Source organism: Stutzerimonas nitrititolerans (assembly GCF_003696285.1).
Lineage (GTDB): Bacteria > Pseudomonadota > Gammaproteobacteria > Pseudomonadales > Pseudomonadaceae > Stutzerimonas > Stutzerimonas nitrititolerans.
Genome location: NZ_RFFL01000011.1, coordinates 92,907 through 117,921, shown reverse-complemented (window position 1 = coordinate 117,921; position 25,015 = coordinate 92,907). Strand labels below are relative to the sequence as shown.

The window sequence follows — 25,015 nt, the reverse complement described above, 5'->3', positions numbered from 1 at the left end:
CAGGCCGAGCACGCTTCAACGGTATGGTTTTCCCCCTTTCTATATAAACGCTTCAGTGAATCGAACCAGGCGGCTGCAACAGTCCTCGATGCCTTCGTCTGGAACGTTGGTGACGCACAGCAGCAAACCGCTTCGGGCCTGTGCGGCGTCGGCATACCAGATAGATAACGGTAAGGGCGCAAGCCCGACTGCCAGTGCTTGCTGGCTGATAGCAACGTCGTCCGCACCTTGAGGCAAGTGCACCAGCAAGGCTAACCCCGCCATCGCCTCGGTGGTGGCGGGAATGCTCAAGGCACGCTGTAGAGCAGCCAACCGGGCAGTATAGGTGCGCTTCATTCTGCGCAGATGGCGCAAGTAATGGCCCTTGCGCATGAACTCTGCGAGCGCCCATTGGCAGGTGATCGACGCAGCGGGTGCCAGCGCAGCCGCTGTATCTGCGACCCGGTTTGCCAAGGATGTTGGCGCCACCACGAATCCCAGACGCAGGCCCGGGTTGATGGTCTTGCTGAAAGTACCGATGTGAATGACCCGGCCTGAACGATCCTGGGAGGCAAGCGCAGGGGCCGCCCGACCGACGAGTTGAAGTTCGCTCAGGTAGTCATCTTCGATGATCCAGCTACCGTTCTCATCCGCCCATTCCAGCAGGCGAAGGCGCCGTGGCAATGACAACGTCACCCCCAGCGGGGCCTGTTGCCCTGCGGTGACGACCGCCAATGCCGCATTCGGCGCACGTCGGATACCTTCTTCGACGTCCAACCCATACTCGTCAACACTGACCGGTATCGTTTCGATACCCGCCATGGAAAGCGCCATTCGCGTCATTGGATAACCGGGATCTTCCATCCACGCCGTTTGCCCTCGCAAACCGAGCGCATGCAGGATCAGCCCAAGGCCACCGGAGTAGCCGGAGGTGATAACAACCTGCTCTGGCGCACAGATGATGCCTCGCGCCACTGAAAGATAGGCGGCGATTTCGGTCCGCAACCCCGGCAATGCGTGACCACACCTTGTAGGGAAAAACGTCCTGCGCGGGAATGCCGACCTGAAACACCATGGGCGAATTGCTGAATGGATGTTGGTAGAAATCCGGCAATGGCGAGCGCAGACTGCTGACTTCAGTCGGTCGGACCGCAGGCAACGGCTGCGCGACAAAGGTGCCCGCAGCGCCGCGGGAGACGATCAACTGTTCGTCGATCAGCCGTTCATAAGCCGCCCGCACGGTGCCACGAGCAACGCCCAGCTGGACGCTGAGGTCCCTCCAGGACGGCAATCGTGCACCGGCATACAGATGCCCCTCACGGATCGATCTGCCGATGGCTTCAACGATTTGCTCAACCAGAGAACGCCCTGCTTTCCGGTTGAGTTCAATGCGCAAATCTTCCATGCAGCCCTCACTCACTCGCTTGCGTTGATGAAGAAGGACGACATCAACTTCAGCGCACCGATGGTACAGTCAGAATGCGCCATTCATGGGCCTTTTTATTGGACCTTTAACCAATATGATGAAGCACTAGAACCTCAAGCCCATCATGGTCAAGGAGCTCCCCTTGCAATCACCGTCTCTCCTCTCATTCATCAAGCAATTCGCCGCCCTGCTCGTGCTCGGTAGCACGCTCCACTTGGCTCACGCGGACGGCAATCTGGACGATGAGGGTGAGCGGCGGGCACGTACCGCCGGCGCTTCGCTGATCGGACAGCCTGGGCCGGTTGCCGTACTCGAAACCATCGATGGAACAAAGATCGACCTGGCTGAGCTGTACGGGAAAAAGCCGGTTTATCTGAAATTCTGGGCCACATGGTGCGTGCCCTGCCGCCAGCAGATGCCTGGCTTCGAGCAGTTGCAACAGGCAATGGGTGACAAGGTTCAGGTCATCGCGGTGAACACGGGCTTCAGTGACGACATTGCCTCGATCCGCGCATACCGCAAGGAGCACCGGTTGACCATGCCGGTCGTGATCGATGATGGCAGTCTTGCGGCGGACCTTAACCTTCGGGTCACACCGCAGCATGTGGTGATCGGCCGCGATGGACTGATATCCCATATCGGTCACCTAGATGACCAGGCGCTGCATACCGCGCTGGAGCGTGCCGTATCAGAACAAACGGCCTCCGCCAGTCGCTCGGAGATCAATACAGCACCCAAGGCGCCGCAGTTCGCTGTGGGCGACACTGTAAACGACCTGAACATCGAGACTCTAGATGGCAATCAGGTGAGGCTGGGCAAGGGCGACAAGCCGCGCGCACTAGTATTCTTCGCTCCCTGGTGCGAGTCCTATCTCGAGGAAAGTCGGCCCGAGACGTCCCAGGCTTGTCTACGGGTACGCAAGGATGTGGACAGCCTGATGGGCCAGGTCGACATGGAGTGGCTGGGTGTTTCTTCAGGACTGTGGGTTTCGGCCAGCGACTTGCAAGATTACAAAAACACCACGCCTACCACCCTGCCGCTGGCGCTCGACGAGCAGGACGAGCTCTTTCGCGCATTCGCCATCCGGGACATTCCGACGGTGGTTCTCCTGGATGCGCAAGGTCGTGTCGCCAATATCCTCAAACCGCAGGACGACAATCTCGTAGAGGCAGTCAAGGCACTGCATTGATCCGGATCGCCCCGCAGTTACGGGAGGAAGCGCCATGACGCCTTCTATCTTCTATCCACTCAATACTTTCATCAGGAAGGCCATGCCAGTGCTATCGCTAAAAAGGCTCCTGCTCTGCTTTTGCCTGTGCGTTCACAATCTGCCTGGCCTGGCAGCAGAGATGCCCGGCCCTGACGACGTATTGATCGCCTCATCGCTGATCACTTCAACCGGATCACCTTCACCTGGATCGACCACGACATTGGCGATCCTCATGGAGCCTCAAGGCGAGTGGCACGGCTACTGGAAGCAACCAGGAGATGTTGGGCTCCCTGCCACGTTTACCTGGCATCTGCCGGACGATGTAACGGTGGGCGCCCCCGCCTATCCGTTGCCGCAAATGCTGCTGATCGAAGGTCTGATGAACCATGTCTACGAGCACCCCTACGCGCTGCTCGTTGACCTGACCCTCGACGACGACTTGCCAGACGGAACTCCATTGCCGATCCGTGTGGATATGCAATATCTGGCTTGCCGGTATGACGCCTGCGTCCCCGAGCACGCCTCGTTGGAAACGACATTACACGTAGGTGATGGTCACCAGTTGCCGGACGTTGCAGCCCGTTTCGCCAGTTGGCGCCAGGCGCTGCCCAGGCCGCTGGCTGCGCCGGCCAGTTTTGACGTGGAGGGTGATCTCCTACGCCTGCGCGTGCCCCTTCCGGCCAGCGTATCGATCCAGGACCCGCATCTGTTTTCTGCGACCAGGGGTGCGATCGACAACGCCGCCCCGCAACGCATCGAGCGCCGCGGCGATGAGTTGATTGTTGAAACGCGCGCGGGAGCCCAGATAGCTGATGCTTTCCAGGCCACGCTGAAACTGAGCGACAGCCTAGGCCTGGATATAGGCGCAAAACGCGGCAGCCCGACAAGCGTGCCTGACGGGGAAGGTGAACGAGCAAGACGCCATCAACCGTGACGCGACCGCACAGGCTTTCGCCGCGGCCGGGGTTGAAATGATGCGAGGTGACTGGACCAATGGCGATCCTGTGATCACCGCATTTCTCGAACGCCACGGTCGCTCAGGCGTTCCGTTGTACCTGTGGTACGGAGTGGGTGAAGCCGAACCGCGGCTGCCGCCCCAGATCTTAGGACCGAGTTCGCTGATCGAACTGGTGCAACGGCAATTCTGACTGTCGAAAAAGGAAATCGCCGGTCATGCATAGCGATGCGCAGCCCGTCAGCGCTCCCCGGGTATCGCCTTGCTGCACCTTCGAATTGCCTTCTACAGTGATAATTCATCCTTATTCAGAAGCCTGCCCGATGCTCACCGACGCCCTCGCCCGCTTCCCTCGCCTTGAACTGATCACCGCCTCCACGCCCCTGGAGCACTTGCCGCGCCTGTCACGCCACCTGGGTCGGGATATCTGGATCAAGCGCGACGACCTCACCCCGCTGGCACTCGGTGGCAACAAGGCGCGCAAGCTCGAATACCTCGGCGCCGAGGCCCTTGCAGAGGGCGCCGATGTGCTGGTTACCGCCGGTGCCATCCAGTCCAACCATGTGCGCCAGACCGCGGCCCTGGCGGCCAGGTTGGGCCTCGGCTGTCTGGCGCTCTTGGAGAATCCGCTGGGCACGTCCGAGGGCAACTACCTGGGCAATGGCAACCGCCTGCTGCTCGACCTGTTCGGCTGCGAGATCGAAGCCGTGGCCAACCTGGACAGTGCCGACGAATTGCTGCAGGCCGCTGCCGAGCGCCTTCGCGGCTCTGGGCGCAAGCCCTACGTGGTGCCCATTGGCGGTTCCAATGCGCTCGGCGCGTTGGGCTACGTGCGCGCCGGCCTGGAGCTGGCCGAGCAGATGCACGGCACCGGTGAGGATTTTGCCGCCGTGGTGCTCGCGTCCGGTAGCGCCGGAACCCACAGTGGCCTGGCCTTAGCGCTGGACTATGCCCGTCCGGGCAGCCGGGTGGTCGGGGTCACCGTGTCGCGCCCGGAGGCGGCTCAGCGGCCCAAAGTCGAGGGCCTGTTGCAACGCACCGCCGAGCTGCTCGGCGTCGAAGTGCCGACGGGCCTGCAGGTCGAGCTGTGGGACCAGTATTTCGCCCCGCGCTATGGTGAGCCAAATGCCGGCACCCTGGCCGCAATACGCCTGCTGGCCGAACAGGAAGGCGTGCTGCTCGACCCGGTGTATACCGGCAAGGCTTTCGCCGGGCTACTCGACGGCATTGCCCGGGGCGCCTTTCCCAGCCAGGGGCCGCTGCTGTTCCTGCACACCGGTGGTGCCCCGGCATTGTTCGCCTATTATCCATGGTCACTGGGTGCGGAAAACCTTATTCCCTAGACTCAGGACGTAATGCCTTCTAATTGTTTTATCGAATATATATCCGCCGTTAGAGTTGTGTGACCGTTCCGTCCCCCTGGAGGCCTGCCATGACGTTTGCCCTTCTGCGTCGCCATCTGCTGCTCGGCAGCCTGAGCCTGCTGCTCGGCTCGAGCCTGTTCATGCCAGTGTTCGCGGCCGATCTGCTCGATGAGATCAAGGCCAACGGCTCCCTTAAGGTCGGTCTGGAAGGCACCTACCCGCCCTTCAACTACCAGGACGAAAGCGGTCGGTTGACTGGCTTCGAGGTGGATTTCGCCAACGCCCTGGCAGAGGAACTGGGGGTCAAGGCCGAATTCCAGCCAACCAAGTGGGACGGCATTCTCGCCGCCCTGGAATCCAGGCGCCTGGACGTGGTGATCAATCAGGTGACCATCTCGCAGGAGCGCAAGCAGAAGTACGACTTCTCCACACCCTATACCGTCTCCGGCATCCAGGCACTCACCCGCAAGGCCGATGCCGACAGCATCAGGAGTCCGGCGGACCTCGCCGGCAAGAAGGTCGGCGTGGGCCTGGGCACCAACTACGAGCAGTGGCTGAAGGAGAACGTGCCACAAGCCGATATCCGCACCTACGACGATGACCCGACCAAGTTCCAGGACCTCGCCGTCGGCCGCATCGACGTCATCCTGGTCGACCGTCTGGCCGCCTTCGAGATGGTCGAGAAAACCGGCGATCGCCTGGCGGTGGCCGGTGATGCCTTCTCCCGCCAGGAATCGGGTGTCGCCCTGCGCAAGGGCAACCCGCAGCTGCTCGCCTCCATCGATGAAGCCATTGCCAAGCTGCGCGCCGATGGCACGCTCAAACAGCTATCGGAGAAGTGGTTCGGGGCTGACGTTACGCAATGATCGAGGGCAGCCTGCAACTGGTACTGGACTCCCTGCCCTTCCTGCTCAAGGGGGCGTGGTGGACCGTGGTGCTGAGCCTGGGGGGCATGTTCTTCGGCCTGCTGCTGGGCTTTGGCCTTGCCCTGCTGCGGCTGTACGCGTTCTGGCCGCTGCAGTGGCTGGCACGGGTCTATGTGTCGTTTTTCCGCGGCACGCCCCTGCTGGTGCAGTTGTTCATGATCTATTACGGCCTGCCGCAACTGGGCATCCAGCTCGATCCGCTGCCAGCCGCGTTGATCGGTTTCTCGCTGAACATAGCGGCCTACACTGCCGAGATTCTGCGCGCCGCCATAGCCTCCATCGACCGTGGCCAGTGGGAGGCAGCCGCCAGTATCGGCATGGGACGCGCGCAGACTCTCTACCGGGCCATCCTGCCGCAGGCCGCACGCACCGCCCTGCCACCTCTGGGCAACAGCTTCATCTCGCTGGTCAAGGACACCGCCCTGGCTGCCACCATCCAGGTGCCGGAGCTGTTTCGCCAGGCGCAGCTGATCACCGCACGCACCTTTGAGATTTTCACCATGTACCTGGCCGCCGCCCTGATCTACTGGTTGCTGGCCAGCGTGCTGGCGTACTTCCAGGGACGCCTGGAACACCGGGTCAACCGTCACGAGCAGGACGCCTGATGATCTCCGTGCGCAACCTGAGGAAATCCTTCAATGGCCAGGAGGTGCTCAAGGGCATCGACCTCGACATCGCTCCCGGCGAGGTGCTGGCGATCATCGGCCCCAGCGGCTCGGGCAAGACCACCCTGCTGCGCTGCCTCAACCTGCTGGAGCAACCCAGCGGCGGGCAGATCAGCGTCGGGACGATCCACATCGACGCGGACAAGCCGCTCAAGGCGCAGCAACGGCTGATCCGCGAGCTGCGCCAGCATGTCGGTTTCGTGTTCCAGAATTTTAACCTGTTCCCCCACCGGACCGCCCTCGAGAATGTCATCGAAGGCCCGGTGCAGGTAAAGAAGGAGCCGCGTAGCAAGGCTATCGAGCGCGGCCGCGCGCTGCTGGCCAAGGTCGGTCTGGACGGCAAGGAGGACGCCTATCCCAGGCGTCTCTCCGGCGGCCAGCAACAGCGCGTGGCGATCGCCCGCGCATTGGCGATGCACCCGGACGTGATCCTGTTCGACGAACCGACCTCGGCGCTGGACCCGGAACTGGTCGGCGAAGTGCTCGCCACGATCCGCGGCCTGGCCGAGGAAAGGCGCACCATGGTCATCGTCACCCACGAGATGAGCTTCGCGCGCGACGTGGCCGACAGGGCGATCTTCATCGACGACGGGGTGATCGTCGAACAGGGCGACGCCAGGCAGTTGCTCAGCGCACCGCAGCACGAACGCACGCGGCAGTTCCTGAGCAAGTTCATTGGCGACCACGACGGGTACTGACGAACCCGTTCGCCGCTGCCTCGATCCTCGACCATGCTCTTCGCGCTCGGCTGTCCGTCTCTGGTTTGGCTTCGGCCTTTCTCTGGCAAAGGTTCATCGTTGCCGATGGTCCAATGAACTGTCGGCCCGATTGGGCCTACTCGCCGGCCCGGCTCGGTTCGAAATGCCGTTAACCCTTCAATGCCGCTTCGATCGTAGCAATGTCGATCTTGCGCATCCCCATCATCGCTTCGAACGCGCGCTTGGCCGCCGCTTGATCAGGGCTGGTATAGGCGGCCGTCAATACGCGCGGCGTGATTTGCCACGACAGGCCCCATTTGTCCTTGCACCAGCCGCATTCGCTTTCCTGGCCGCCGTTATCGACGATCGCGTTCCACAAGCGGTCCGTCTCGGCCTGGTCGTCGGTTGCGACCTGGAACGAGAATGCCTCGCTATGTTTGAACGCCGGTCCCCCATTTAGCCCGAGGCAAGGGATCCCCATCACGGTGAACTCGACCGTCAGTACATCGCCCTGCTTACCCGAGGGATAGTCACCAGGCGCGCGATGAACAGCGCCCACTGTGCTGTCCGGGAAGGTTTCGGCATAGAAGGTAGCAGCCTCGAGCGCGGTACCGTCATACCAGAGGCAGATGGCGTTTTTGCTGGTCATCATTTTGGGGCTCTGTGTTGATCAACAGGATGTCACCAAGCCGGTGGGGTGAAGCGCGGCCGTAGGACTTGACGCTTTACACCGCATTCGCCTTGGCAATAGCCAGAACTAGTCGCACGAGCGCCTGTGAAATCGACACCTCGTACAGACTTGCGTTGCGGCAGATCGGCTGGACCCTCGGTCTCCCTCCTCGGTACCGGAAAAATCTTCGCTCCGGCTTATTGACCTCAAGTTCACTTGAACTTTTAGAGTCCTGGCGTCTGGCGCTCGCCTGCGGCGTCGCCTTCAACCAGAACAGGACTAGAAGCCGATGTGCCTTTTCAATGAGCTCTCGCTGGATACAGGCGAGTCTGTCGAACACAGAGATCACCGCCGTACCGATGCCGCTGGCGCTGGGCGTGGGGGCATCAGCATCGACCAAGGTCAAGGTGCCATCCATGGTCCAATGCACACCGGCTCGTTGCCGCAAGAGAGCCGGGTGGAACTTCGACGAGCGGCGTGCAGTGATCTGCTCAAGCTGTTCGAGATTCACCGGGCCGTGTTCCTGCCCCACATCGCGCGGACCTGGGGTTGGGACGAACGCTGGCAACGCGGCAATTTTCTGGAAGAGATGGCCACGGCTAGCACTTGGGTGGTGCAGGCGGATAACGAGGTCGCGGGTTACCTGCAGATTCAGAACCAAGCCGAGCGGATCTACCTGCGCAACATTGCGCTGCTGCCTGCGCTTCAAGGCCGCGGAGTCGGTACCCGACTCGTGGGCCAACTTCAGGTGAAAGCGGCCGAACGTGGTATGCCCATCGAGCTTAGCGTGTTCAGGATAAACGTGGCGGCAAGGCGCTTCTACGAGCGCCTCGGGTTCACCAGGACGCAAGACGGACAAACCCATATCGGCATGACTTGGCACAGCCCTGAGCGCGAGCAACGGGGGACGTGAACGATCTATGAATGCCGGCTGATGCTGCGATCGCCGGCGACCTGGGGTCACGGTACGCGCGTCGCGAGAGTCGCCCGCCGCATGCGCGGCCCAGGCAGTGCCACTGACCGGGTCGATTCGTTGATGGCTGTGCATGGATCACGGTCACTCGATGGCTGAGACTTCTTGGTTCATGCCTGCCAGCGAAAGCCAATCTTTCCGGTCGATAGCACTCGGAGGAACTCATGCCGTCAGAAACCCTGCTCGCCTTCATCACCTATGCCTTCGTGACCTCCGTAACTCCGGGGCCGAACAACACGATGCTGCTGGCCTCCGGCTTGAACTACGGGTTCGTACGTAGCCTGCCGCATGTCCTGGGAATCAGTATCGGCTTCGCGGTGATGGTAATGGGCGTGGGCGCCGGACTGGGTCGCCTGTTCGAGGCCTATCCCTCGCTGTATGCCGTGTTGCGCATCGTTGGCGGCGCTTACCTGGTGTACTTGGCCTGGCAAATCGCGACGGCCGCTCCGATGGGGGACGCTTCGACGCATGGCCGGCCGTTCGGGTTCTGGAAAGCTGCGGGTTTCCAATGGGTCAATCCGAAGGCGTGGATCATGGCCATCGGGGCCATCACGGCTTACTTGCCCGCCGGTGGCGGCATGCAGGCGGTCGTGGTGCTCTCGCTGCTGTTCGCGCTCGTCAACGCACCCAGCGTGACGGTCTGGGTCACGTTCGGTACAACCCTACGCCGCTGGCTGACCGACCTGAGACACCTTCGGGTATTCAACGTATCCATGGCGATAATGCTGGTGCTGTCGCTGTACCCACTTCTGTTTGAATGAGTCGCCGCCATCGATGCGCATCGCCAGTTTTCCATTTCGAGACCGCCGCAGGCTCTCGCGATCAAGCAGATGACCTGCTTCTCTTCAACCCAAACGTACCTTCATCTGTAGTTTCAGGGAGGCCACCGGATGCCTGGACAAGCGTTCAAGAAGGATCCTTTGCTACCGATCGGTGAAATTACCAAACGTAGCGGCGTGGCGGCCTCTGCCCTGCGCTACTACGAATCGCTCGGCTTGATCAGCTCGTCCCGTCAGGGAACTACCCGCCGCTACTTCCCCCGCTCGACGCTGCGCCGCGTGGCATTCATCCTCTTCGCGCAGAAGATCGGCTACTCGCTTGAGGAAATCGGTCAGCAGCTGGCGCGCCTACCCACCGACAAATTGCCAACGAACAGGGATTGGCAAGCGCTATCTCGAGGGTGGAAGCAACAGGTCGCCCAGCGCATCGAGGAACTGCAGCGACTCGACATGGACCTGGATCACTGCATCGGCTGCGGCTGCCTCTCGCTGCAGCGCTGCAAGCTGGCGAATCCAAACGACCTGGCCGGAACCAGTGGCACCGGTCCTCGGCTGTGGCTCTCCGATAAGGCGCCAGAACATGACTGAAGGCCGAGCCTCCGAATCTTGGAGGCACGACTTGGACTTGAAGTTTACTCGAGGCCCTATAAGAGCAGCACGGTTTACAGCGAGCTAGAGCGTGAAGATTTTGTCCTAATGCTGAACCCAGAAACACGAAGCCCCTGATTTCTGTTTTGAAATCAGGGGCTTCGGTTCTCATGTAATGGCGGAGAGATAGGGATTTGAACCCCATTTTTTGATTCGTGTTGCCCTGCAAAGCCCGGCATTACAGGGCTTGCCGCCCCGTGTCGCCCGCATTGCGCCGCGTTAATCGGCAGTGATTTCGACAGTTATTCGACATGGCAAGCCCGACGAAGGCGCGCTAGGTCGCACTCTAGTCGTTCCGCTGATACATACCATTTCAAGCTTCGCGCCAAATGGTTAAGCTGCGCTTAGCTCACAGGGACGCACAAAGGCCCCTTCCATCGGTCAAGGTCAAAAGGATTTCACCTTGGAAATAACGAAGAAAGACAAATACATTTCCGCAGCCACGCCCTTCATAATTTTTTTGTCGGGATCAATTGATACTTGGGCAATGCTAATAGCCCCAGTGCTTCTTTATTTCACCTACAGAAGATTATCTTTTAGCTATGCGCAATTGACAGCCCTAAAAATATTTGACTTATCTATCTCTCTATTGGTGCTAGCCTTTGCTTTGGGTCTAGTAAATTCATCATTAGCAATTGTTTCTCGTGATTTTCAAGTAGAAATTCTACTAGTTATGAGTGACCTATTAACTTACATCATTGTGTTTGGTTTGCTTGGCTACTACATTACCTATCTAGTAATCTTTACGATATTTTCATTCCGCCAGAGAGTTGCCTCACCTTATCTCTCATTCGGAATGTTTGAAGCACTTAGAGGAAAGCGTGTCGTTGCGCTCTAGGCTCTATTTGGTATCTATAAAGATATTTGGTGGCGCATGGTTCGCAGTAATGGGCGCCTGCATACTCACTAACATTAGCGCACGCTAGCCTAACTAGTGGTTCAGAAAAACCATTCGCTTCGCTCACTGGGATGGGCCAATGCCGGCCCCTCAACAAAATTCAAGGAGTCGGTCTATGTCATGGAAGGCAGCGCTCTATGGTTCTGCTGATGTTTCCAAAAGTCGAGTCATCATAACTAACGTCGCTCTAGTAGTGACGCTGATTAGCATTTATGGATGGTGGACAGATTTTGTGCCATCAGCAGCGTGGGTCGTTACAGGTTTTAGTATTGCGATGACAGCGACAATCATCTGCGTCGCGGCCTTCTACTGGGCTGTGCTAACAGAGCGAACGACATTCCGCCCTAACACCTCAGTGCCAATGAAAATACTTGTTGTTCTTTTTGGGCCTATCGTAGTCTTTTTAATTTTTTCACTATCGATAATGCATGGCGTTGGCGACATTACGACGCGAGTGATTGGTCGTGGCGAGCAGCTAATAAGCGATCTCTCCAAGCACTATAATCGCAGCAGAAGAAGCTGCGATTTCCGTCTTGAAGGTCATGACATCGATACTGCGTTTCCGAATCACGTGTGTATTACCGAAGCTGCGTTTACTCGCCTTCCGCAAAAAGGTGTGTATAGGCTACATATACTACGCTCCGAGTTAGGATTTCATATCGTATCGTTTGACCTTGCACCTAGCCGCTAGCATTGTGCTCAATGCGTTCGCTCCACTCCTTGAAAATGCCATGGTCCGCCCGTTAGCCAACGGTTTTAGTGCTGCTCCTTCACTTTGCTCCCTGCGCTCGGGCATACCATCGCCTAGCTACTTTCCGTGTGATTGCTATCCCGCGCTTGGTGGGCTCAAGTTTCGGTTGGCCTCGTCGTAGACCGGGCTGGTCTGGCCGATCTCCGGGGCAATCTGTCCGCTTGCCAACCATAGGGCGTACTGAGGGTAGATCTTCACCAGTACGTCTATCTCGTCTGCGCTTACGCGCACCGCGCCTTTGCTGACGTTCCGCCAGCGCTCGTAATCACCACCTTGTTCGCTTGCCCGTTTGGGGCCGATCAGCTTGAGCAACGCGCGTGCTCTATCGGATGCGCTGTGCATGCAGAAAAATTTCCTGAGTAGCTATTGCTCCACCATGCGAGATGGGTAACAATCGCTCCATGGGTAGTTGTTACCCATTAGTTGATTGGTTATCAAAGCCGAACATAGTGGAGTAAAGCCGATGGATACGGAAGGTCTTGACCCGCAAAAGCTGCACGGCGCTCCGCCCCTGATGCCGTGGCAGAAGTTCGCCGAGTGGATCGGTATGGGTGACGAGCCCATCGTGGTACGCACCTGGGTGGAGCGGAACTACCTGCCTTCGCAGAAAGTGGGCAAGCGCACCATGATCAACGTGGCCCTTCTGCATCAGCAGCTTCTTGAACAGGAGTGGACCCTGTGAGCACCAGAAAAGACGACAGCATGGACCTGTGCAGCATCAAGACCTTTGCCGAAATGAGCGGTGTATCGGTTGAGGAGGCCATCAACTGGGCCGACTCTGGCGCTATCCCGAGCATGAAGCTGGCCGACTTCCGCATGGTCAATCTGGCGCGCCTGCGTGATGACCTGCTCAAGGGCAAGACGGAGTTTCAACCGGGGGATTACAGCCATGTCTAGCCAACGTCTCGCACTCGACGCGCAAACCGCGCTGGCCTATGTCGGCCAAACCGTTCTGGTGGAGCTGCGCTGGGACGATGAACCGGAATCCTTCTGGCAATGCATGCACATCCTGGGTGTAGTGCTGCCGATGGAAGGGGTCTGTGATCTGGCCTATTTCATGGGGCTGAACGTCTCCAGCCAGCTCGACTACCCGAACGAAGTCTACTTCTCCGATATCTGCACCATCAGGGTGATGCGGCACCGCGACCGGCACGGTTCCGGCAACGTACTGGGCCGTATCACCCTTCCTAAGCACGCAAGGTCAAGGGCCGCGCTCCCGGCTCGTCGGAACAGCTCCACCGTTCCGTCGAACGGAAGCACGGGCGCAGCGCACCCTTGACCCTGCACGATCATGACCAGCCTATCGCGGGGAGTGTGGGGTAGCTTCTCCACCCCACGCTCCCGAGCCCTCGGCGGCAAGAGCGGGATGACAAGGGCAGCGCCCTTGGTGTTCTTCCTGTCGCGCCGCGCCGATCTCCGACTTTCCCACCTGCCTCTCGGGCTGGCCTGCCTTGCGCTCTGCATCGCACTGGCCGGCATTCCGCCGCCCGACCATCCCTACCTGATGACCTTCATCCAGGAACAACCCTGCCTGGATGACCCGCCCGTCGTTTTCACTGATCCGGTTACCAGAGATAGCCAATCAGAAGCATGCCTGCTCCCCGCTCACGCGGTTTGCCGAGGCACGAGGCATCGCGCGTGCGCGGGAGCAGGCTGGGCGCCTGACGTCCCTGTAACACGTCAGATAAACGAAGGTTGAGAACCGCATTAATCAGCATTAGGAAGTGAAACCAAATGGCCAAACCAAAAGATTTTCTCCGTCTGGACATGCTTGCCCGTGAAGATCGCAACGGGCGTCTGTTCGTAGATCCGGGCACGGCGGCAATCGTCGATCTGTCCAAGGTCCGTTTGCTGCGCTGCGGCGTCGATACGGTCCGCCAGCTGTACCGCGGGCTGATCCGCCCCGAGATCATGGCGCTGTTCGAGAAGCCGGGCGCGATGGTCGAGTTCGCCGGGGAGATCTGGCACTCGGGGCGAGTGGGCCGGGACTCGGGCTACCAGTACAAGCTGCAGAACGCTGATCTTGGCTTCGTGCTGCTGATCAAGAACTTCAACGCGAAGCTCGAACAGATCGGCCCACACCTGAAAATCGAAGTGTCACCGCACGCCATCGACGCGCTGTCGCCGGAACGCCTGCAAGAACGCATGGACTACTACGCCGCAGCCGTGATGACGCACCGCGAGCGTAACCAGTGTGCGGTCCATCTGGCGTTGGACCTGCAGGGCTGGAAACCGCCGGTGGATCTGGTCGCCCGCCTGCATTGCCGAGCCAGAACGCATCGGGATATCTCGGGCATCAATCAGGTGGAGTGGGCGACCAAGTCCAGTGTCTACGGTCGCGGCGAAACGTCCATGTTCGGCTCGGCTGGCGGCGTCCAGCTGTGTATCTACAACAAGACCGAACAGGCCCGCGCAACGGACAAGCTCGACTACTGGGAAAGCGTCTGGCGTCGCCGTGATTCGTTCGATGCCAAGGACCCCGAGAACTACAACCCGGCCCAGGACGTGTGGCGCGTGGAGCTGCGCTATCACCACTCGATCATCCAGCAGTTCGCCAGCGGCTCGACTGACGTGAAGACCGGCCAAGTCATTGATACGGACTCCTTCGCAGCCTTCTCGGCCCATCTGGACGGCCTGTGGCGCTACGGCCTCAGTCAGTTCAAGTTGCTCGCCCGACCCGGCTATTTCGATCCGATCTGGACGCTAATGCGCGACGACGCGCGGGTCGATCTGCCAGTCGACTCCCTGGTCGATGAAACCGAGTACAAGCGGTACTACAAGACCTCTCGAGGCTTCTCAGGCAAGAACGTGGAACTGTTCCTGGGAAACTTCGTAAGCCTGCTGGCAAGGGAGCGAGTGGGCGCTAAGAAAGCATTCGAGACGCTGAAGCAATGGGATTGCTGGCCGGTCATCCGCGACCACTACGCCGCCAAGGACATGAGCGAGCGGGATCTGTACAAGCACATCAAGGATCTGCTGCAGGAACGCCATGTAAGGTGGGGCAGAGCGATCTAATGGCGATCCAGCAAACCGACGATGGCCGCTGGAAAGTCGATGTAGAGCCGATCAAGGGCAAGCGCTTCCGCAAGACCTTCAAGACCAAGGGCGAAGCCCAGCGGTTCGAGGCGACGTGTCGGGCGAAGGTGATAGAGACGCCGGACTGGTACCCCAAGCCGAAGGACGCTCGCCGCCTGCTGGAACTCGTCGATCGCTGGTTCGTGTTGCACGGTCACACCCTGGCAGACAGCGAAGCACGCCGACGCCTGCTCGATGAAATGGCGAGACAGCTCGGCAATCCGGTGGCACGTCGAATCACTGGCAACCAGTACGCTGAGTACCGCGCCGCCCTGCTCGCCAATAAGGCCAACCCGAAGACGTTGAACAATCGCCTCGGCTACCTGCGCTCGGTTTACAACGTGCTGCGACAGCTCGGCGAGATCGACTATCCGAATCCGCTGGCCCAGGTGCGCCCGCTTCGCCTTCAGGAAAAGGAACTGGCCTACCTGACCGATGCCGAAGTCGCCCTGCTCTTTCAGACCATCCACACGCGCTGCAAGACGCCGCACGTGGCAATGGTGGCTGCTATCTGCCTTGCGACGGGCGCACGATGGGGCGAGGCTCAAGCATTGGTGCCTGAACGGGTGCGGTCGGGTCTGGTGACGTTCGTGAACACGAAGAGTAAGCGGGTCCGGTCGATCCCGATTGATCCCATCCTGGAACAGCGGATCTCCGAGCACTTTAAGCGACACGGCCAGTTCTCGAACTGCCTGAATAGCTTCGACAAGACCCTGACGGCATCAGGTATCACCCTGCCCGCTGGGCAATCGTCGCATGTGCTGCGGCACACCTTTGCCAGTCGCTTCGTAATGAACGGCGGAAACATCCTGACCCTGCAGAAGATCCTGGGTCATGCGTCGCTGGCGATGACGATGCGCTATGCCCATCTTGCGCCAGACCATCTCAAAGATGCGGTCACGCTTGGCCCACAATCATGGAGAAAGGCGTTTCAACCGGAGGCAGATCACTAGAGCAGCGACCTGCCTCGTACCCTGGTTTATTTCTTCCTGGGCTTGCCCGCGTCGCTACGTTTGTCGCGGATCTGCCCGTCGTTGTTTCGGGAGCGTGGCTGCTCTCCGCCACCGGGCTTGGGTACATTCACGTGCGGGTTAATCGGTCTTCTGTCGGCCATAAGTGACGCCCTCTATTAGCTGATGGATGTCGACCGCAATCTCTACATCCGAGCCGCAATATAAGGTGCTCGAGAAATGCTGGACCAACAAAAGCTAGCAAAGAGCCATCATCATCGCTACTGGTTGTTTCGACACTTCTTCGACAGTTGGCCCGCCTAGAAAAGCAAAAGCCCCCGAAACTCTAGGAATTTCAGGGGCTTAGGCTATATGTAGTGGCGGAGAGATAGGGATTTGAACCCTAGGAACAGTTGCCTGTTCAACGGATTTCGAATCCGTCCCGTTCGGCCACTCCGGCATCTCTCCAGCGGCGCGCATGATAGCAGCTCGGCGCCCTTTGTCGAACCCCGGCTGCATACATTTTTTTCAGCTTTTCAGCAGGTTGTGACCACAGCGGTGGCCACGCCGGTTGTTGCCATGGCTCCTTACCAGTCACGCGGTCAGGCGAGTCAGGGCTTCGCGGTACTTGTCGGCGGTCTTGCGGGCGATTTCCTCCGGCAAGGCGGGCGCTGGCGGTTCCTTGTTCCAGCCGGTGGAGTTCAGCCAATCGCGCACGAACTGCTTGTCGAAGCTGGGCGGGTTGCTGCCTTCGCGGTAGCTGTCGGCTGGCCAGAAGCGGCTCGAATCGGGGGTCAGCACTTCGTCCATCAGGGTCAGGGTGCCGTTTTCGTCGAGGCCGAACTCGAACTTGGTGTCGGCGATGATGATGCCGCGCGTGGCCGCGTATTCGACCGCGGCGCTGTACAGGGCGATGGAAACATCCCGCACCTTAGCCGCCAGCTCTGCACCGATAATGGCTTCGCATTGTTCGAACGAGATGTTCTCGTCGTGGTCGCCCACCGCCGCCTTGGTCGAAGGTGTGAAGATCGGCTGCGGCAGTTTCGCCGCCTCTTTCAGCCCTGCCGGCAACTGGATGCCGCAAACGGTACCGCTCTGCTGGTATTCCTTCCAGCCGGAACCGACGATGTAGCCGCGCACGATGGCTTCCACGGCCACCGGCTTGAGGCGCTTGGCAACCACCGCGCGACCTTCGACCAGCGGCAGCTGTTCGGCCGGCACCACGTCCTCGACCCTGTCGCCCGTGAAGTGGTTGGGTATCAGGCCGGCCAGCTTGTCGAACCAGAAGTTGGAGATGGCGGTGAGGATCTTGCCCTTCTCCGGAATGGGTTCGGCCAGGATCACGTCGAACGCGGACAGGCGATCGGTCGCGACCATCAGCATGCGTTTGTCGTCGATTTCGTAGAGGTCGCGGACCTTGCCAGAGTAGATTTTCTTCAGGCCGAGAGTGTTGCTGGTGCTCATGTGAGGTTCCCGCTGTAATCGACCATCAAGACGGACTCGATGGTGGCTCATCAAAAACGAATCAGGCGAAACCACTGGTTTCGCCTGATGGGTGGGTGATGCAGCTAGTGCCGGTCAGCCCAGGTTGTCTTTCAGCATGTTCAGCACACGCCGCGCCACGTCTGCAGGCGCCGGAGTGTCGACATCCTCGACCAGCGTGACCCGGACGGTACCGTCCGCTTCGCCGAGCCGAACCTGGTAGCGCTCGGCTCGTGCCTCGATCTCTTCCTTGTCCGCGCCGCCACCAAACAGACGGGAGAAGAAGCCGGGCTCGTCGTCGGGGTTCTCGGCACCTTCGGCCAGGTTGACGTAGTAGATGCCCTGGCTGCGATCCAGGTCGTCCACACGAATGTCGCTCGCCTCCAGTGCACGGCCGACGCTCGACCAGGCGCGGTTGAAATCGGTATCCAGTTGCAGCACCGGATGGCTGCCAGCCGCTTCGATCAAGCTGACGCGGCTGGGCGCATCGAAATCACGCTCGGCCAGCAGGGAGACGGAATCGCCCTTCTCCACGCTACGCGTGAGGTTGGCCTGCAGCTCATCGAGCAGTACGCGATCCAGTTCCTGGTTGACCGCGCGCTCCGGCCAGGACACATCGGCCGTGCTGCCTGCGGGCCGTTGAACGCTCAACAGGTAGATTTCGCTGGTATTGCGCTGCACGCCGGGCTCCACACGAACGCGAACCCGGGTCTCGTTCTGCTGCAGCCCGAGTTCGCGAACCAGCGCGGGGGCAATCTGATCGGGCGTCTGCCAGGCGGTGGTGAACTCGCCGGTCTGCGGGCGATCTTCAGCGATCTGGAAGCCGTTGTCGGTGAAGAACTGCCGGGCAGCGCTCCAGACCTGCGAAGGCGCACGCATCGCCACCAGCCAGCGCGCATCTTCCGAGGTCTGCAGGCTGAATTCGCTCTCTTCGATGGTGACCACCAGCTTCTGCGGACGCGGCACTTCGTACTCGCCGGTTACGCGCGCATCGGCGATCTGGTGCGGAATCGGCAGCAAAGGCTCGACCGGACGCAGTTGAACATCGGCCGGCACCTGCATGGGCGCCACCTGGTGTGCTTGCAGGTAGTCGCTGCCGCGATCACGGAAATATCCATCGTCGCCCCACAGCCAGCCACAACCGCTGGTTGCAGAAATGGTCAGGGCCAAGGTCGAAAGGCCGGCCAGTCGCTTCATGCATGTTCCTTCATTGTTGAGCCCGTTCAACGGGGTCGTTAAGCCAGCACACCGCATTGGCGCATCGCCTGACGCAGTGGCTCCTGGCAATGCTGGCTGAGCCAGGTCAATGGCAGGCGAATCCCATCCGACATCAGGCCCATCTCGTGCAACGCCCACTTCACCGGAATCGGGTTCGCTTCGATGAAGAGCATCTGATGCAGCGGCATCAGTTTGGCGTGAATCGCCCGAGCCGTCTCCGCATCACCGGCAAGAGCAGCCGTGCAGAGTTCGCTCATCGCGCGGGGCGCCACGTTCGCGGTGACGGAGATATTGCCCTTGCCGCCCATCAGTATGAGTTCGACGGCGGTGGCGTCGTCGCCGGAATAAACGAGGAAATCCTTGCCGACGCGATCGAGTACTTCCTGGCCGCGCTTGAGATCGCCCGTCGCTTCCTTGATGCCGATGATGTTCGACACCTTGGACAGCCGCTCCACGGTCTCCGGCAACATGTCGCAGGCCGTGCGACCCGGTACGTTGTAGAGAATCTGCGGAATCGCCACGGACTCGGCGATATGCCTGAAGTGCAGGTAAAGGCCTTCCTGGGTCGGCTTGTTGTAGTACGGGGTGACCAGCAGGCAAGCATCGGCACCAACAGCCTTGGCTTTCTCGGTCAGCTCCAGCGCCTCGCGCGTGGAGTTGGCGCCCGTGCCTGCGATGACCGGAATACGACCGTTGACCTGGTCGACCACACGGCGGATCACTTCGATGTTCTCGCTGTAGTCGAGCGTCGCCGACTCACCCGAGGTGCCGACAGCCACGATCGCATGGGTGCCTTCCTGCAAATGGAAGTCCACCAGCTTGCTCAGGCTATCCCAGTCGATACCGCCCTGCGCATCCATGGGAGTGACGAGCGCCACAATACTGCCTGAGATCATGCAACCACTCCTGCCGGAAAAAGAGAGGCGTAATGGTACAAGGCTCCTTTGCGCTTTGCGAGTAGCCTATTCGATGGCGCATGGCGGGCCGAACACTGCAGGCGGCCCGGCAGCTTTCGCCTCGTCCCCGGCACTTCATCATCGTTCGGCGCTTTTGCTACCCGTAGCGCTTTTCGCTACCCTTAGCCCTTTTCGGCTTGGCTGGCCGACCGATTCATCACCGCCAGGAATGCTGCATGTCCACCCCCCCCGTACCACGCGAACAGTTCCTCGTCATCAGCGCCCTGGGCAAGAATCCCATGGAGCTCACCAACGTGCTCTGCCGGGCCAGCAACGAGAACCGCTGCGCCGTCGTGAGCACTCGTCTGACGCGCCACGGCGAGCGTTGCGCACTGGTGCTGGAAATCAGCGGAAGCTGGGATGCCCTGGCACGCATGGAAGGCGCGCTGCCGGGCCTGGCGAAGAAACATGACTTCACCACCAACCTGGTACGCAGCGAGGCCCTGGAAAACCGACCACAGGCACTTCCGTACGTCGCCTACGTCAGCTCCGTCTATCGCCCGGACATCCTCAACGAGCTATGCCAGTTCTTCATCGATCACCATGTCGAACTGGAAAGCCTGACCTGCGACACCTATCTGGCACCCCAGACGGGCGGCACCATGCTCAATGCCACGCTGACGGTCACCCTGCCCGCCGGCACGCAGATCAGTTGGCTGCGCGATCAGTTTCTCGATTTCGCCGACGCGCTAAACCTCGACGCGCTGATAGAACCCTGGCGCCCCCAGAACCCATGAAACACCTGGAGAGCCGTGCATGACCCTCGAACTCGACCAATCCGTCCCACCCTTTCAGGCTCAGGCGACTGGCGATCGGCAGATCAGCCTCGAAGCCCTGCGGGGCCGCCAGGTCGTGCTGTACTTCTATCCCAAGGACAACACACCCGGCTGCACCACCGAAGGCCAGGACTTTCGCGACAGGCATGATGACTTCCTGGCGGCGAACACCCTGGTGTTCGGCGTATCACGCGACAGCCTGCGGACCCATGAGAACTTCAAGGCCAAGCAGGGCTTCCCCTTCGAGCTCATATCCGACAAGGACGAACAGCTCTGCCAGCTTTTCGGCGTCATCAAGCTCAAGAAGCTCTACGGCAAGGAATATATGGGAGTCGATCGCAGCACCTTCCTGATCGACCGCGACGGCGTGTTGCGCCATGAGTGGCGCGGCGTGAAAGTACCCGGCCACATCGACCAGGTGCTGCAGGCCGCCCAGGCACTGCAGCAGCAATAAAAAGGAAGCCGGCGACTGCCGGCTTTTCTTCAGGCCTTGCGCAACCAGTAGCGGTAGATGCCGCCCTCCTCTTCCTCGTGTATCAATGCATGGCCCGCCAGCTTCGCGAAGCTGCGGAAGTCCCGCTGGGAACCGGGATCGGTCGCGATGACCTTGAGAACGGCGCCGCTGTCCAGCCGATTGAGTTCCAGCTTCGCCTTGAGCAAGGGCATCGGGCAACTCAGGCCCGAGGCGTCCACTTCGGCATCACAGGCTATTGCTGTTCGAGTCATGATCATCTCCGCAAAATCCATGCAGGATACCCAGCGTAACCTGGCTCTGGCCAGTCACCCGAACACAAGGCTACAGTAGCGCTCTTCTTTCATGAGCCCGTTCTGGATGAAATTGCTGCGCCCCACACTGCTGACACTGGCCTGCCTGCTCACGACACCAGCGATGACCAATGAGCTGCCGTCACTCGGCGATTCCAGCTCGGGCATCGTTTCTCCCGAACAGGAACATCAGCTCGGACGCGCCTGGCTGAGTTTGCTGCGCGGCCAGGTGCAGCAACTGTCCGATCCGCTGGTGAAGGACTACCTGGAGCGCAGCGTCTACCGCCTGGCCGAGACCAGCCAGCTGCAGGATCGGCGCCTGGAATTCGTCCTGCTCGATAGCCCGCAGCTGAACGCCTTTGCCGCACCCGGCGGCATCATCGGCGTGAACGGTGGCCTGTTCATCCACGCCCAGACCGAAGCGGAATACGCCTCGGTGCTTGCCCACGAACTCGCGCACCTTTCCCAGCGCCACTTCGCCCGCGGCCTGGAAGCCCAGCAACGCATGCAGTTGCCACTCATGGCGGCGATGCTGGCTGGCGTCGTAGCGGCCGCCGCAGGGGCAGGCGATGCAGGCATCGCGGCGATCGTCTCGACCCAGGCCGCCGCCATCCAGGCGCAGCGACGGTTCTCGCGCCAGAACGAACAGGAAGCCGACCGCATCGGCCTCATCAACCTCGAGCGCGCCGGCTACGATCCGCGCGCCATGCCGGACATGTTCGGTCGCCTGATGCGCCAATATCGTTATGACCAGAAGCCGCCGGAATTCCTCCTCACGCACCCGGTCAGCGAGTCGCGTATCGCCGATACCCGAAACCGCGCCGAACAGTATCCCGACGGCGGAGTCCAGGACAGCCTGCGCTATCAGCTGATGCGGGCCCGTATTCAGCTGAAGTTCGAGAGCACACCAGGGCTGAGCGCCAAGCGTTTCCGCGCCATGCTCAGCGACGATCCGGGCCTGGATGCGGCACGCTACGGCCTGGCACTGGCACAGATCGCCAGCGGTCAGCTGGAAGACGCCGCAAGCAACCTGCAACCGCTGCTCGAAAAGATGCCGGATGATGCCACCTACAATCTCGCGCAGATCGAACTGGACATCACCGCCAACCGCCTGCAGGCGGCTCAACAGCGTGTGGAGCGCCTGCTTCAGCTATATCCGGGCAGCTATCCTGTGCGCCAGGCGAACATCGACCTGCTGAGCAAGCAGAACCGGCTTGACCAGGCCGAGCGCGAACTCGACAAGCTGGTCGAGGTGCGCCGCAACGATCCCGATGTCTGGTATCAGGTCTCGGAAATACGCGGCCTGACCGGCAACATCGTCGGCCTGCATGAGGCGCGCGCGGAGTTCTTTGCGCTGGTGGGCGACTACGACCAGGCTATCGAGCAGCTGGATTTCGCCAAAAAGCGCGCAAACAATTTCCAGATGTCGGCGCGCATCGACGCACGTCAGAAGGCCTTGGCCGACGAGAAACGCATGATAGAGAGCATGCTGCGCTAGCGAACGGCCGGGCCCGAAGCCCCTTCACTTACAGACCGCAGCCCCAGCCGAGGCCTGTGTTACCGGCCTTTCAGCTCCGTAGGCTCAGGCGTTACCAGCCTGTTTGAGGCGTGCCGCCTGGGTGAAATCGAGCATGCGCTTGAGCGGCCTGACCGCGCGCGGAATCAGCGCCGGATCGACGGTTATCTCGTTGCTGCCATCACGCAGGCACTGCAGGGTCCGCTGCAGGGTATTCATCGCCATCCAGGGACAGTGCGCGCAACTGCGGCATGTCGCCCCGCTGCCCGCCGTGGGCGCCTCGATGAACTCCTTGTCGGGGCACAACTGCTGCATCTTGTAGAAGATGCCGCGGTCGGTGGCCACGATGAACTTCCGGTTGGGCAGTGTCTGCGCCGCCTTGATCAACTGGCTGGTGGAGCCGACGGCATCCGCCAGCTCGATCACCGCCTCGGGAGATTCGGGGTGCACGAGAATCGCCGCCTCGGGATACAGCGCCTTCATATCCTGCAGCTGTTTGGCCTTGAACTCTTCGTGAACGATGCACGCGCCATCCCAGAGCAGCATGTCCGCACCGGTTTCACGCTGCACATAGCTACCGAGATGCTTGTCCGGAGCCCAGATGATCTTCTCGCCGTTGTCCATGAGGCTCTCGACGATTTCCAGCGCGCAACTGGAAGTCACCACCCAGTCGGCACGTGCCTTGACCGCAGCAGAGGTGTTGGCATAGACCACCACGGTGCGCTCGGGATGCTGATCGCAAAAAGCCGAGAACTCCGCAACGGGGCAGCCAAGATCCAGCGAGCAGGTGGCATCGAGCGTTGGCATCAGCACGCGCTTTTCGGGATTGAGAATCTTGGCCGTCTCACCCATGAACTTCACGCCGGCGACCACTACCGTCTGCGCCGGATGCTCATTGCCGAAACGCGCCATTTCCAGCGAGTCCGATACGCAACCACCGGTTTCCTCGGCCAACGCCTGGATCACCGGATCGGTGTAGTAATGCGCCACGAGCACTGCATTCTGCTTCTTCAACTCAGCGGCAATCTCGCCACGCAATTGCGCCTCCTGCTCGGGCGTCAGGGGCGTGGGCTGCTTGGCGGCCAGATGAGCCTGCACAAGGATGCGTTCGGGTATCTGCGTCATGTTCGCTGGTTCCTGCAAGCACACCAGGGTGCGTCGAGCGCCGAAAAAACTGCTTGCTAACAAGCAGTTACCGGCATGGCGAGAGGGTGGAGAGCGGGAGCGAAGGAAACGCTGCACAGTCCACCCGTACCTTTCAACGGGGGCAGCATGTTAGCTGAAGCGCTCGAAAAAAGGGAGCGATGCGGCCGAGAGCCCCCACGGATACACAGCTGGGAACCTCCCAGACGGCGAAACGGATAACTGCGGCCAGATTATGCTGAAGACGGAAGCCCTGAAAGAAAGCCCGATAGGCAGCCTACTGCAGGGCAAACTCAAATCACGAATAAAAAAAAGCCGGACGACTGCTGCTCAGTCTCCGGCTTCTGTCTCCATGAAGGAGCTATGTGGTGGGTCGTGTAGGATTCGAACCTACGACCAATTGGTTAAAAGCCAACTGCTCTACCAACTGAGCTAACGACCCGATGCGGGGCGCATGATACTGATTTGATTGGCTAATTCCAACTTTTTTTCAAAAAAAATTCAGTGGTAACGCGTTGGATCCTCGACACCCGCCGCCTGGAAGCCGGCCTTGCGCAGGCGGCAACTGTCGCATTTGCCACAGGCGCGACCCTCGTCATCCGCCTGATAACAGGACACCGTGATCGCGTAATCGACCCCCAGGCGAATGCCTTCCTGGATGATCTGCGCCTTGCTGAGGTTCTGCAGCGGCGCCTGAATACTGAAGCCCTGCCCTTCGACGCCCGCCTTGGTCGCCAGATTGGCCATGCGCTCGAACGCTTCGATGAATTCGGGGCGACAGTCGGGATAGCCGGAGTAATCGACCGCATTGACACCAATGAACAGATCTCGCGCGCCAATGACCTCCGCCCAGCCCAGCGCCAGCGAAAGGAACACCGTGTTCCGTGCCGGCACGTAGGTTACCGGGATGCCCTCTTCGGGCGCTTCGGGCACATCGATGGCACTGTCGGTGAGCGCCGAGCCACCAATACCGTTTAGATTCAGTCCGATCACCTTGTGCTCGACCACACCCAGCTGGCTGGCGACCCGCTCCGCCGCCTGCAACTCGGCGCGATGCCGCTGACCATAGTCGAAACTCATGGTGTAGCAGCTGTAGCCTTGCGCTTTCGCCATCGCCACCACCGTGGCGGAATCCAGCCCGCCGGACAGCAGAACCACCGCTTTCTTGTCGTTCATGGGTTTACCTTGTAAA

General features: G+C 60.3%; 29 protein-coding genes, 2 tRNA genes and 1 pseudogene. 20 read left to right on the top strand and 12 right to left on the bottom strand.

The annotated features are described in order from the left end of the window. Positions 1-39: 39 nt before the first annotated feature. Positions 40-984 (bottom strand): aminotransferase-like domain-containing protein, encoded by a 945-nt coding sequence (locus EA795_RS14765; RefSeq protein ID WP_240645028.1) that lies wholly within the window; start codon positions 982-984, stop codon positions 40-42. A 223-nt stretch (positions 985-1,207) separates the two neighbouring features. Beyond that, positions 1,208-1,384 (bottom strand): annotated as a pseudogene (locus tag EA795_RS21435) (GntR family transcriptional regulator); the annotation flags it as partial. 163 nt (positions 1,385-1,547) lie between these two features. Between EA795_RS21435 and EA795_RS14760 the strand changes: the two are divergent. From EA795_RS14760 to tcyN, 7 genes are all read left to right on the top strand, one after another. Then, the gene (locus EA795_RS14760; RefSeq protein ID WP_240645027.1) at positions 1,548-2,594 is read left to right on the top strand and encodes a TlpA family protein disulfide reductase; all 1,047 of its coding nucleotides are present in this window, start codon (positions 1,548-1,550) and stop codon (positions 2,592-2,594) included. Between the two features lie 34 nt (positions 2,595-2,628). Next, complete coding sequence (locus EA795_RS14755) at positions 2,629-3,549, top strand: protein-disulfide reductase DsbD domain-containing protein (RefSeq protein ID WP_122078123.1); 921 nt, start codon at positions 2,629-2,631, stop codon at positions 3,547-3,549. Further along, the gene (locus EA795_RS14750) at positions 3,521-3,763 is read left to right on the top strand and encodes a thioredoxin domain-containing protein (protein WP_122078122.1); all 243 of its coding nucleotides are present in this window, start codon (positions 3,521-3,523) and stop codon (positions 3,761-3,763) included. The genes EA795_RS14755 and EA795_RS14750 overlap by 29 nt, the downstream gene beginning before the upstream one ends. A 130-nt stretch (positions 3,764-3,893) precedes the next feature. After that, the gene (locus EA795_RS14745) at positions 3,894-4,913 is read left to right on the top strand and encodes a D-cysteine desulfhydrase (protein WP_122078120.1); all 1,020 of its coding nucleotides are present in this window, start codon (positions 3,894-3,896) and stop codon (positions 4,911-4,913) included. Between the two features lie 89 nt (positions 4,914-5,002). Next, positions 5,003-5,800, top strand: coding sequence for a cystine ABC transporter substrate-binding protein (gene tcyJ, locus EA795_RS14740; protein ID WP_122078118.1), 798 nt, complete (start codon positions 5,003-5,005; stop codon positions 5,798-5,800). Then, positions 5,797-6,465, top strand: coding sequence for a cystine ABC transporter permease (tcyL, locus tag EA795_RS14735; protein WP_122078116.1), 669 nt, complete (start codon positions 5,797-5,799; stop codon positions 6,463-6,465). The genes tcyJ and tcyL overlap by 4 nt, the downstream gene beginning before the upstream one ends. Further along, positions 6,465-7,223 (top strand): L-cystine ABC transporter ATP-binding protein TcyN, encoded by a 759-nt coding sequence (gene tcyN, locus EA795_RS14730; protein WP_122078115.1) that lies wholly within the window; start codon positions 6,465-6,467, stop codon positions 7,221-7,223. The genes tcyL and tcyN overlap by 1 nt, the downstream gene beginning before the upstream one ends. 169 nt (positions 7,224-7,392) lie before the next feature. On the opposite strand, the gene EA795_RS14725 is transcribed toward tcyN, so the two are convergent. Beyond that, positions 7,393-7,872, bottom strand: coding sequence for a VOC family protein (locus EA795_RS14725; RefSeq protein WP_122078188.1), 480 nt, complete (start codon positions 7,870-7,872; stop codon positions 7,393-7,395). Between the two features lie 310 nt (positions 7,873-8,182). On the opposite strand from EA795_RS14725, the gene EA795_RS14715 reads away from it, so the two are divergent. The 5 genes from EA795_RS14715 to EA795_RS20965 all read left to right on the top strand — a co-directional run bounded on the left by EA795_RS14715 (position 8,183) and on the right by EA795_RS20965 (position 11,882). Then, positions 8,183-8,806 carry a GNAT family N-acetyltransferase gene (locus EA795_RS14715; protein ID WP_170162235.1) on the top strand — a complete coding sequence of 208 codons (624 nt, stop codon included), beginning with the start codon at positions 8,183-8,185 and terminating at the stop codon, positions 8,804-8,806. 224 nt (positions 8,807-9,030) lie between these two features. Then, positions 9,031-9,627 carry a LysE family translocator gene (locus EA795_RS14710; RefSeq protein WP_122078111.1) on the top strand — a complete coding sequence of 199 codons (597 nt, stop codon included), beginning with the start codon at positions 9,031-9,033 and terminating at the stop codon, positions 9,625-9,627. 129 nt (positions 9,628-9,756) lie between these two features. Further along, complete coding sequence (soxR, locus tag EA795_RS14705) at positions 9,757-10,233, top strand: redox-sensitive transcriptional activator SoxR (RefSeq protein ID WP_122078109.1); 477 nt, start codon at positions 9,757-9,759, stop codon at positions 10,231-10,233. 463 nt (positions 10,234-10,696) lie between these two features. After that, a complete protein-coding gene (locus tag EA795_RS20970) occupies positions 10,697-11,131 on the top strand; it encodes a hypothetical protein (RefSeq protein ID WP_147456315.1) in 435 nt (144 codons plus the stop codon). Positions 11,132-11,306: 175 nt separating this feature from the next. Continuing rightward, entirely contained in the window at positions 11,307-11,882 is a 576-nt protein-coding gene (locus EA795_RS20965) for a hypothetical protein (RefSeq protein WP_147456314.1), read from the top strand. 135 nt (positions 11,883-12,017) lie between these two features. Here EA795_RS20965 and EA795_RS14700 read toward each other — a convergent pair whose 3' ends face one another. Beyond that, the gene (locus EA795_RS14700; RefSeq protein ID WP_240645026.1) at positions 12,018-12,254 is read right to left on the bottom strand and encodes a DNA-binding protein; all 237 of its coding nucleotides are present in this window, start codon (positions 12,252-12,254) and stop codon (positions 12,018-12,020) included. A 151-nt stretch (positions 12,255-12,405) separates the two neighbouring features. Here EA795_RS14700 and EA795_RS14695 point away from each other — a divergent pair, with 151 nt between their 5' ends. The 5 genes from EA795_RS14695 to EA795_RS14665 all read left to right on the top strand — a co-directional run bounded on the left by EA795_RS14695 (position 12,406) and on the right by EA795_RS14665 (position 15,970). Continuing rightward, on the top strand, positions 12,406-12,624 hold the full coding sequence (locus EA795_RS14695) for a DNA-binding protein (protein WP_122078105.1): 219 nt from the start codon (positions 12,406-12,408) through the stop codon (positions 12,622-12,624). Between the two features lie 20 nt (positions 12,625-12,644). Then, positions 12,645-12,839, top strand: a complete 195-nt coding sequence (locus EA795_RS14690) for a hypothetical protein (protein WP_170162239.1) — start codon at positions 12,645-12,647, stop codon at positions 12,837-12,839. Continuing rightward, positions 12,832-13,221 carry a hypothetical protein gene (locus EA795_RS14685; RefSeq protein WP_122078101.1) on the top strand — a complete coding sequence of 130 codons (390 nt, stop codon included), beginning with the start codon at positions 12,832-12,834 and terminating at the stop codon, positions 13,219-13,221. Before EA795_RS14690 ends, EA795_RS14685 begins: the two co-directional genes overlap by 8 nt. Positions 13,222-13,676: 455 nt before the next feature. Then, positions 13,677-14,957 carry a hypothetical protein gene (locus EA795_RS14670; protein ID WP_122078098.1) on the top strand — a complete coding sequence of 427 codons (1,281 nt, stop codon included), beginning with the start codon at positions 13,677-13,679 and terminating at the stop codon, positions 14,955-14,957. Beyond that, positions 14,957-15,970: a phage integrase gene (locus EA795_RS14665; RefSeq protein ID WP_122078096.1), complete on the top strand. Its 1,014-nt coding sequence runs from the start codon at positions 14,957-14,959 to the stop codon at positions 15,968-15,970. The genes EA795_RS14670 and EA795_RS14665 overlap by 1 nt, the downstream gene beginning before the upstream one ends. Before the next feature lie 375 nt (positions 15,971-16,345). On the opposite strand, the gene EA795_RS14660 is transcribed toward EA795_RS14665, so the two are convergent. The 4 genes from EA795_RS14660 to dapA form a co-directional block, all read right to left on the bottom strand. Then, positions 16,346-16,435 (bottom strand) — tRNA-Ser (locus EA795_RS14660). 126 nt (positions 16,436-16,561) lie between these two features. Beyond that, positions 16,562-17,431, bottom strand: a complete 870-nt coding sequence (locus tag EA795_RS14655) for a phosphoribosylaminoimidazolesuccinocarboxamide synthase (RefSeq protein ID WP_122078094.1) — start codon at positions 17,429-17,431, stop codon at positions 16,562-16,564. A gap of 114 nt (positions 17,432-17,545) precedes the next feature. Then, positions 17,546-18,646 carry an NlpB/DapX family lipoprotein gene (gene bamC, locus EA795_RS14650; RefSeq protein WP_122078092.1) on the bottom strand — a complete coding sequence of 367 codons (1,101 nt, stop codon included), beginning with the start codon at positions 18,644-18,646 and terminating at the stop codon, positions 17,546-17,548. Positions 18,647-18,684: 38 nt separating this feature from the next. Further along, entirely contained in the window at positions 18,685-19,563 is an 879-nt protein-coding gene (gene dapA, locus EA795_RS14645) for a 4-hydroxy-tetrahydrodipicolinate synthase (protein WP_058075292.1), read from the bottom strand. 236 nt (positions 19,564-19,799) lie between these two features. On the opposite strand from dapA, the gene EA795_RS14640 reads away from it, so the two are divergent. Further along, positions 19,800-20,360, top strand: coding sequence for a glycine cleavage system transcriptional repressor (locus EA795_RS14640; RefSeq protein ID WP_058075293.1), 561 nt, complete (start codon positions 19,800-19,802; stop codon positions 20,358-20,360). Between the two features lie 19 nt (positions 20,361-20,379). Next, positions 20,380-20,853 (top strand): peroxiredoxin, encoded by a 474-nt coding sequence (locus tag EA795_RS14635; protein WP_058078177.1) that lies wholly within the window; start codon positions 20,380-20,382, stop codon positions 20,851-20,853. A 29-nt stretch (positions 20,854-20,882) separates the two neighbouring features. Here the strand turns inward: EA795_RS14635 and EA795_RS14630 are convergent, their stop codons facing one another. Beyond that, entirely contained in the window at positions 20,883-21,125 is a 243-nt protein-coding gene (locus EA795_RS14630; protein WP_058078292.1) for a sulfurtransferase TusA family protein, read from the bottom strand. Between the two features lie 106 nt (positions 21,126-21,231). On the opposite strand from EA795_RS14630, the gene EA795_RS14625 reads away from it, so the two are divergent. After that, on the top strand, positions 21,232-22,662 hold the full coding sequence (locus EA795_RS14625; protein WP_122078091.1) for a M48 family metalloprotease: 1,431 nt from the start codon (positions 21,232-21,234) through the stop codon (positions 22,660-22,662). Positions 22,663-22,746: 84 nt separating this feature from the next. Here EA795_RS14625 and nadA read toward each other — a convergent pair whose 3' ends face one another. The 3 genes from nadA to queC all read right to left on the bottom strand — a co-directional run bounded on the left by nadA (position 22,747) and on the right by queC (position 24,999). After that, on the bottom strand, positions 22,747-23,805 hold the full coding sequence (gene nadA, locus EA795_RS14620; RefSeq protein WP_014852356.1) for a quinolinate synthase NadA: 1,059 nt from the start codon (positions 23,803-23,805) through the stop codon (positions 22,747-22,749). A 384-nt stretch (positions 23,806-24,189) separates the two neighbouring features. Beyond that, positions 24,190-24,265, bottom strand: a tRNA-Lys gene (locus tag EA795_RS14615). A gap of 59 nt (positions 24,266-24,324) precedes the next feature. After that, entirely contained in the window at positions 24,325-24,999 is a 675-nt protein-coding gene (gene queC / locus EA795_RS14610; protein ID WP_122078089.1) for a 7-cyano-7-deazaguanine synthase QueC, read from the bottom strand. Positions 25,000-25,015: the final 16 nt, after the last annotated feature.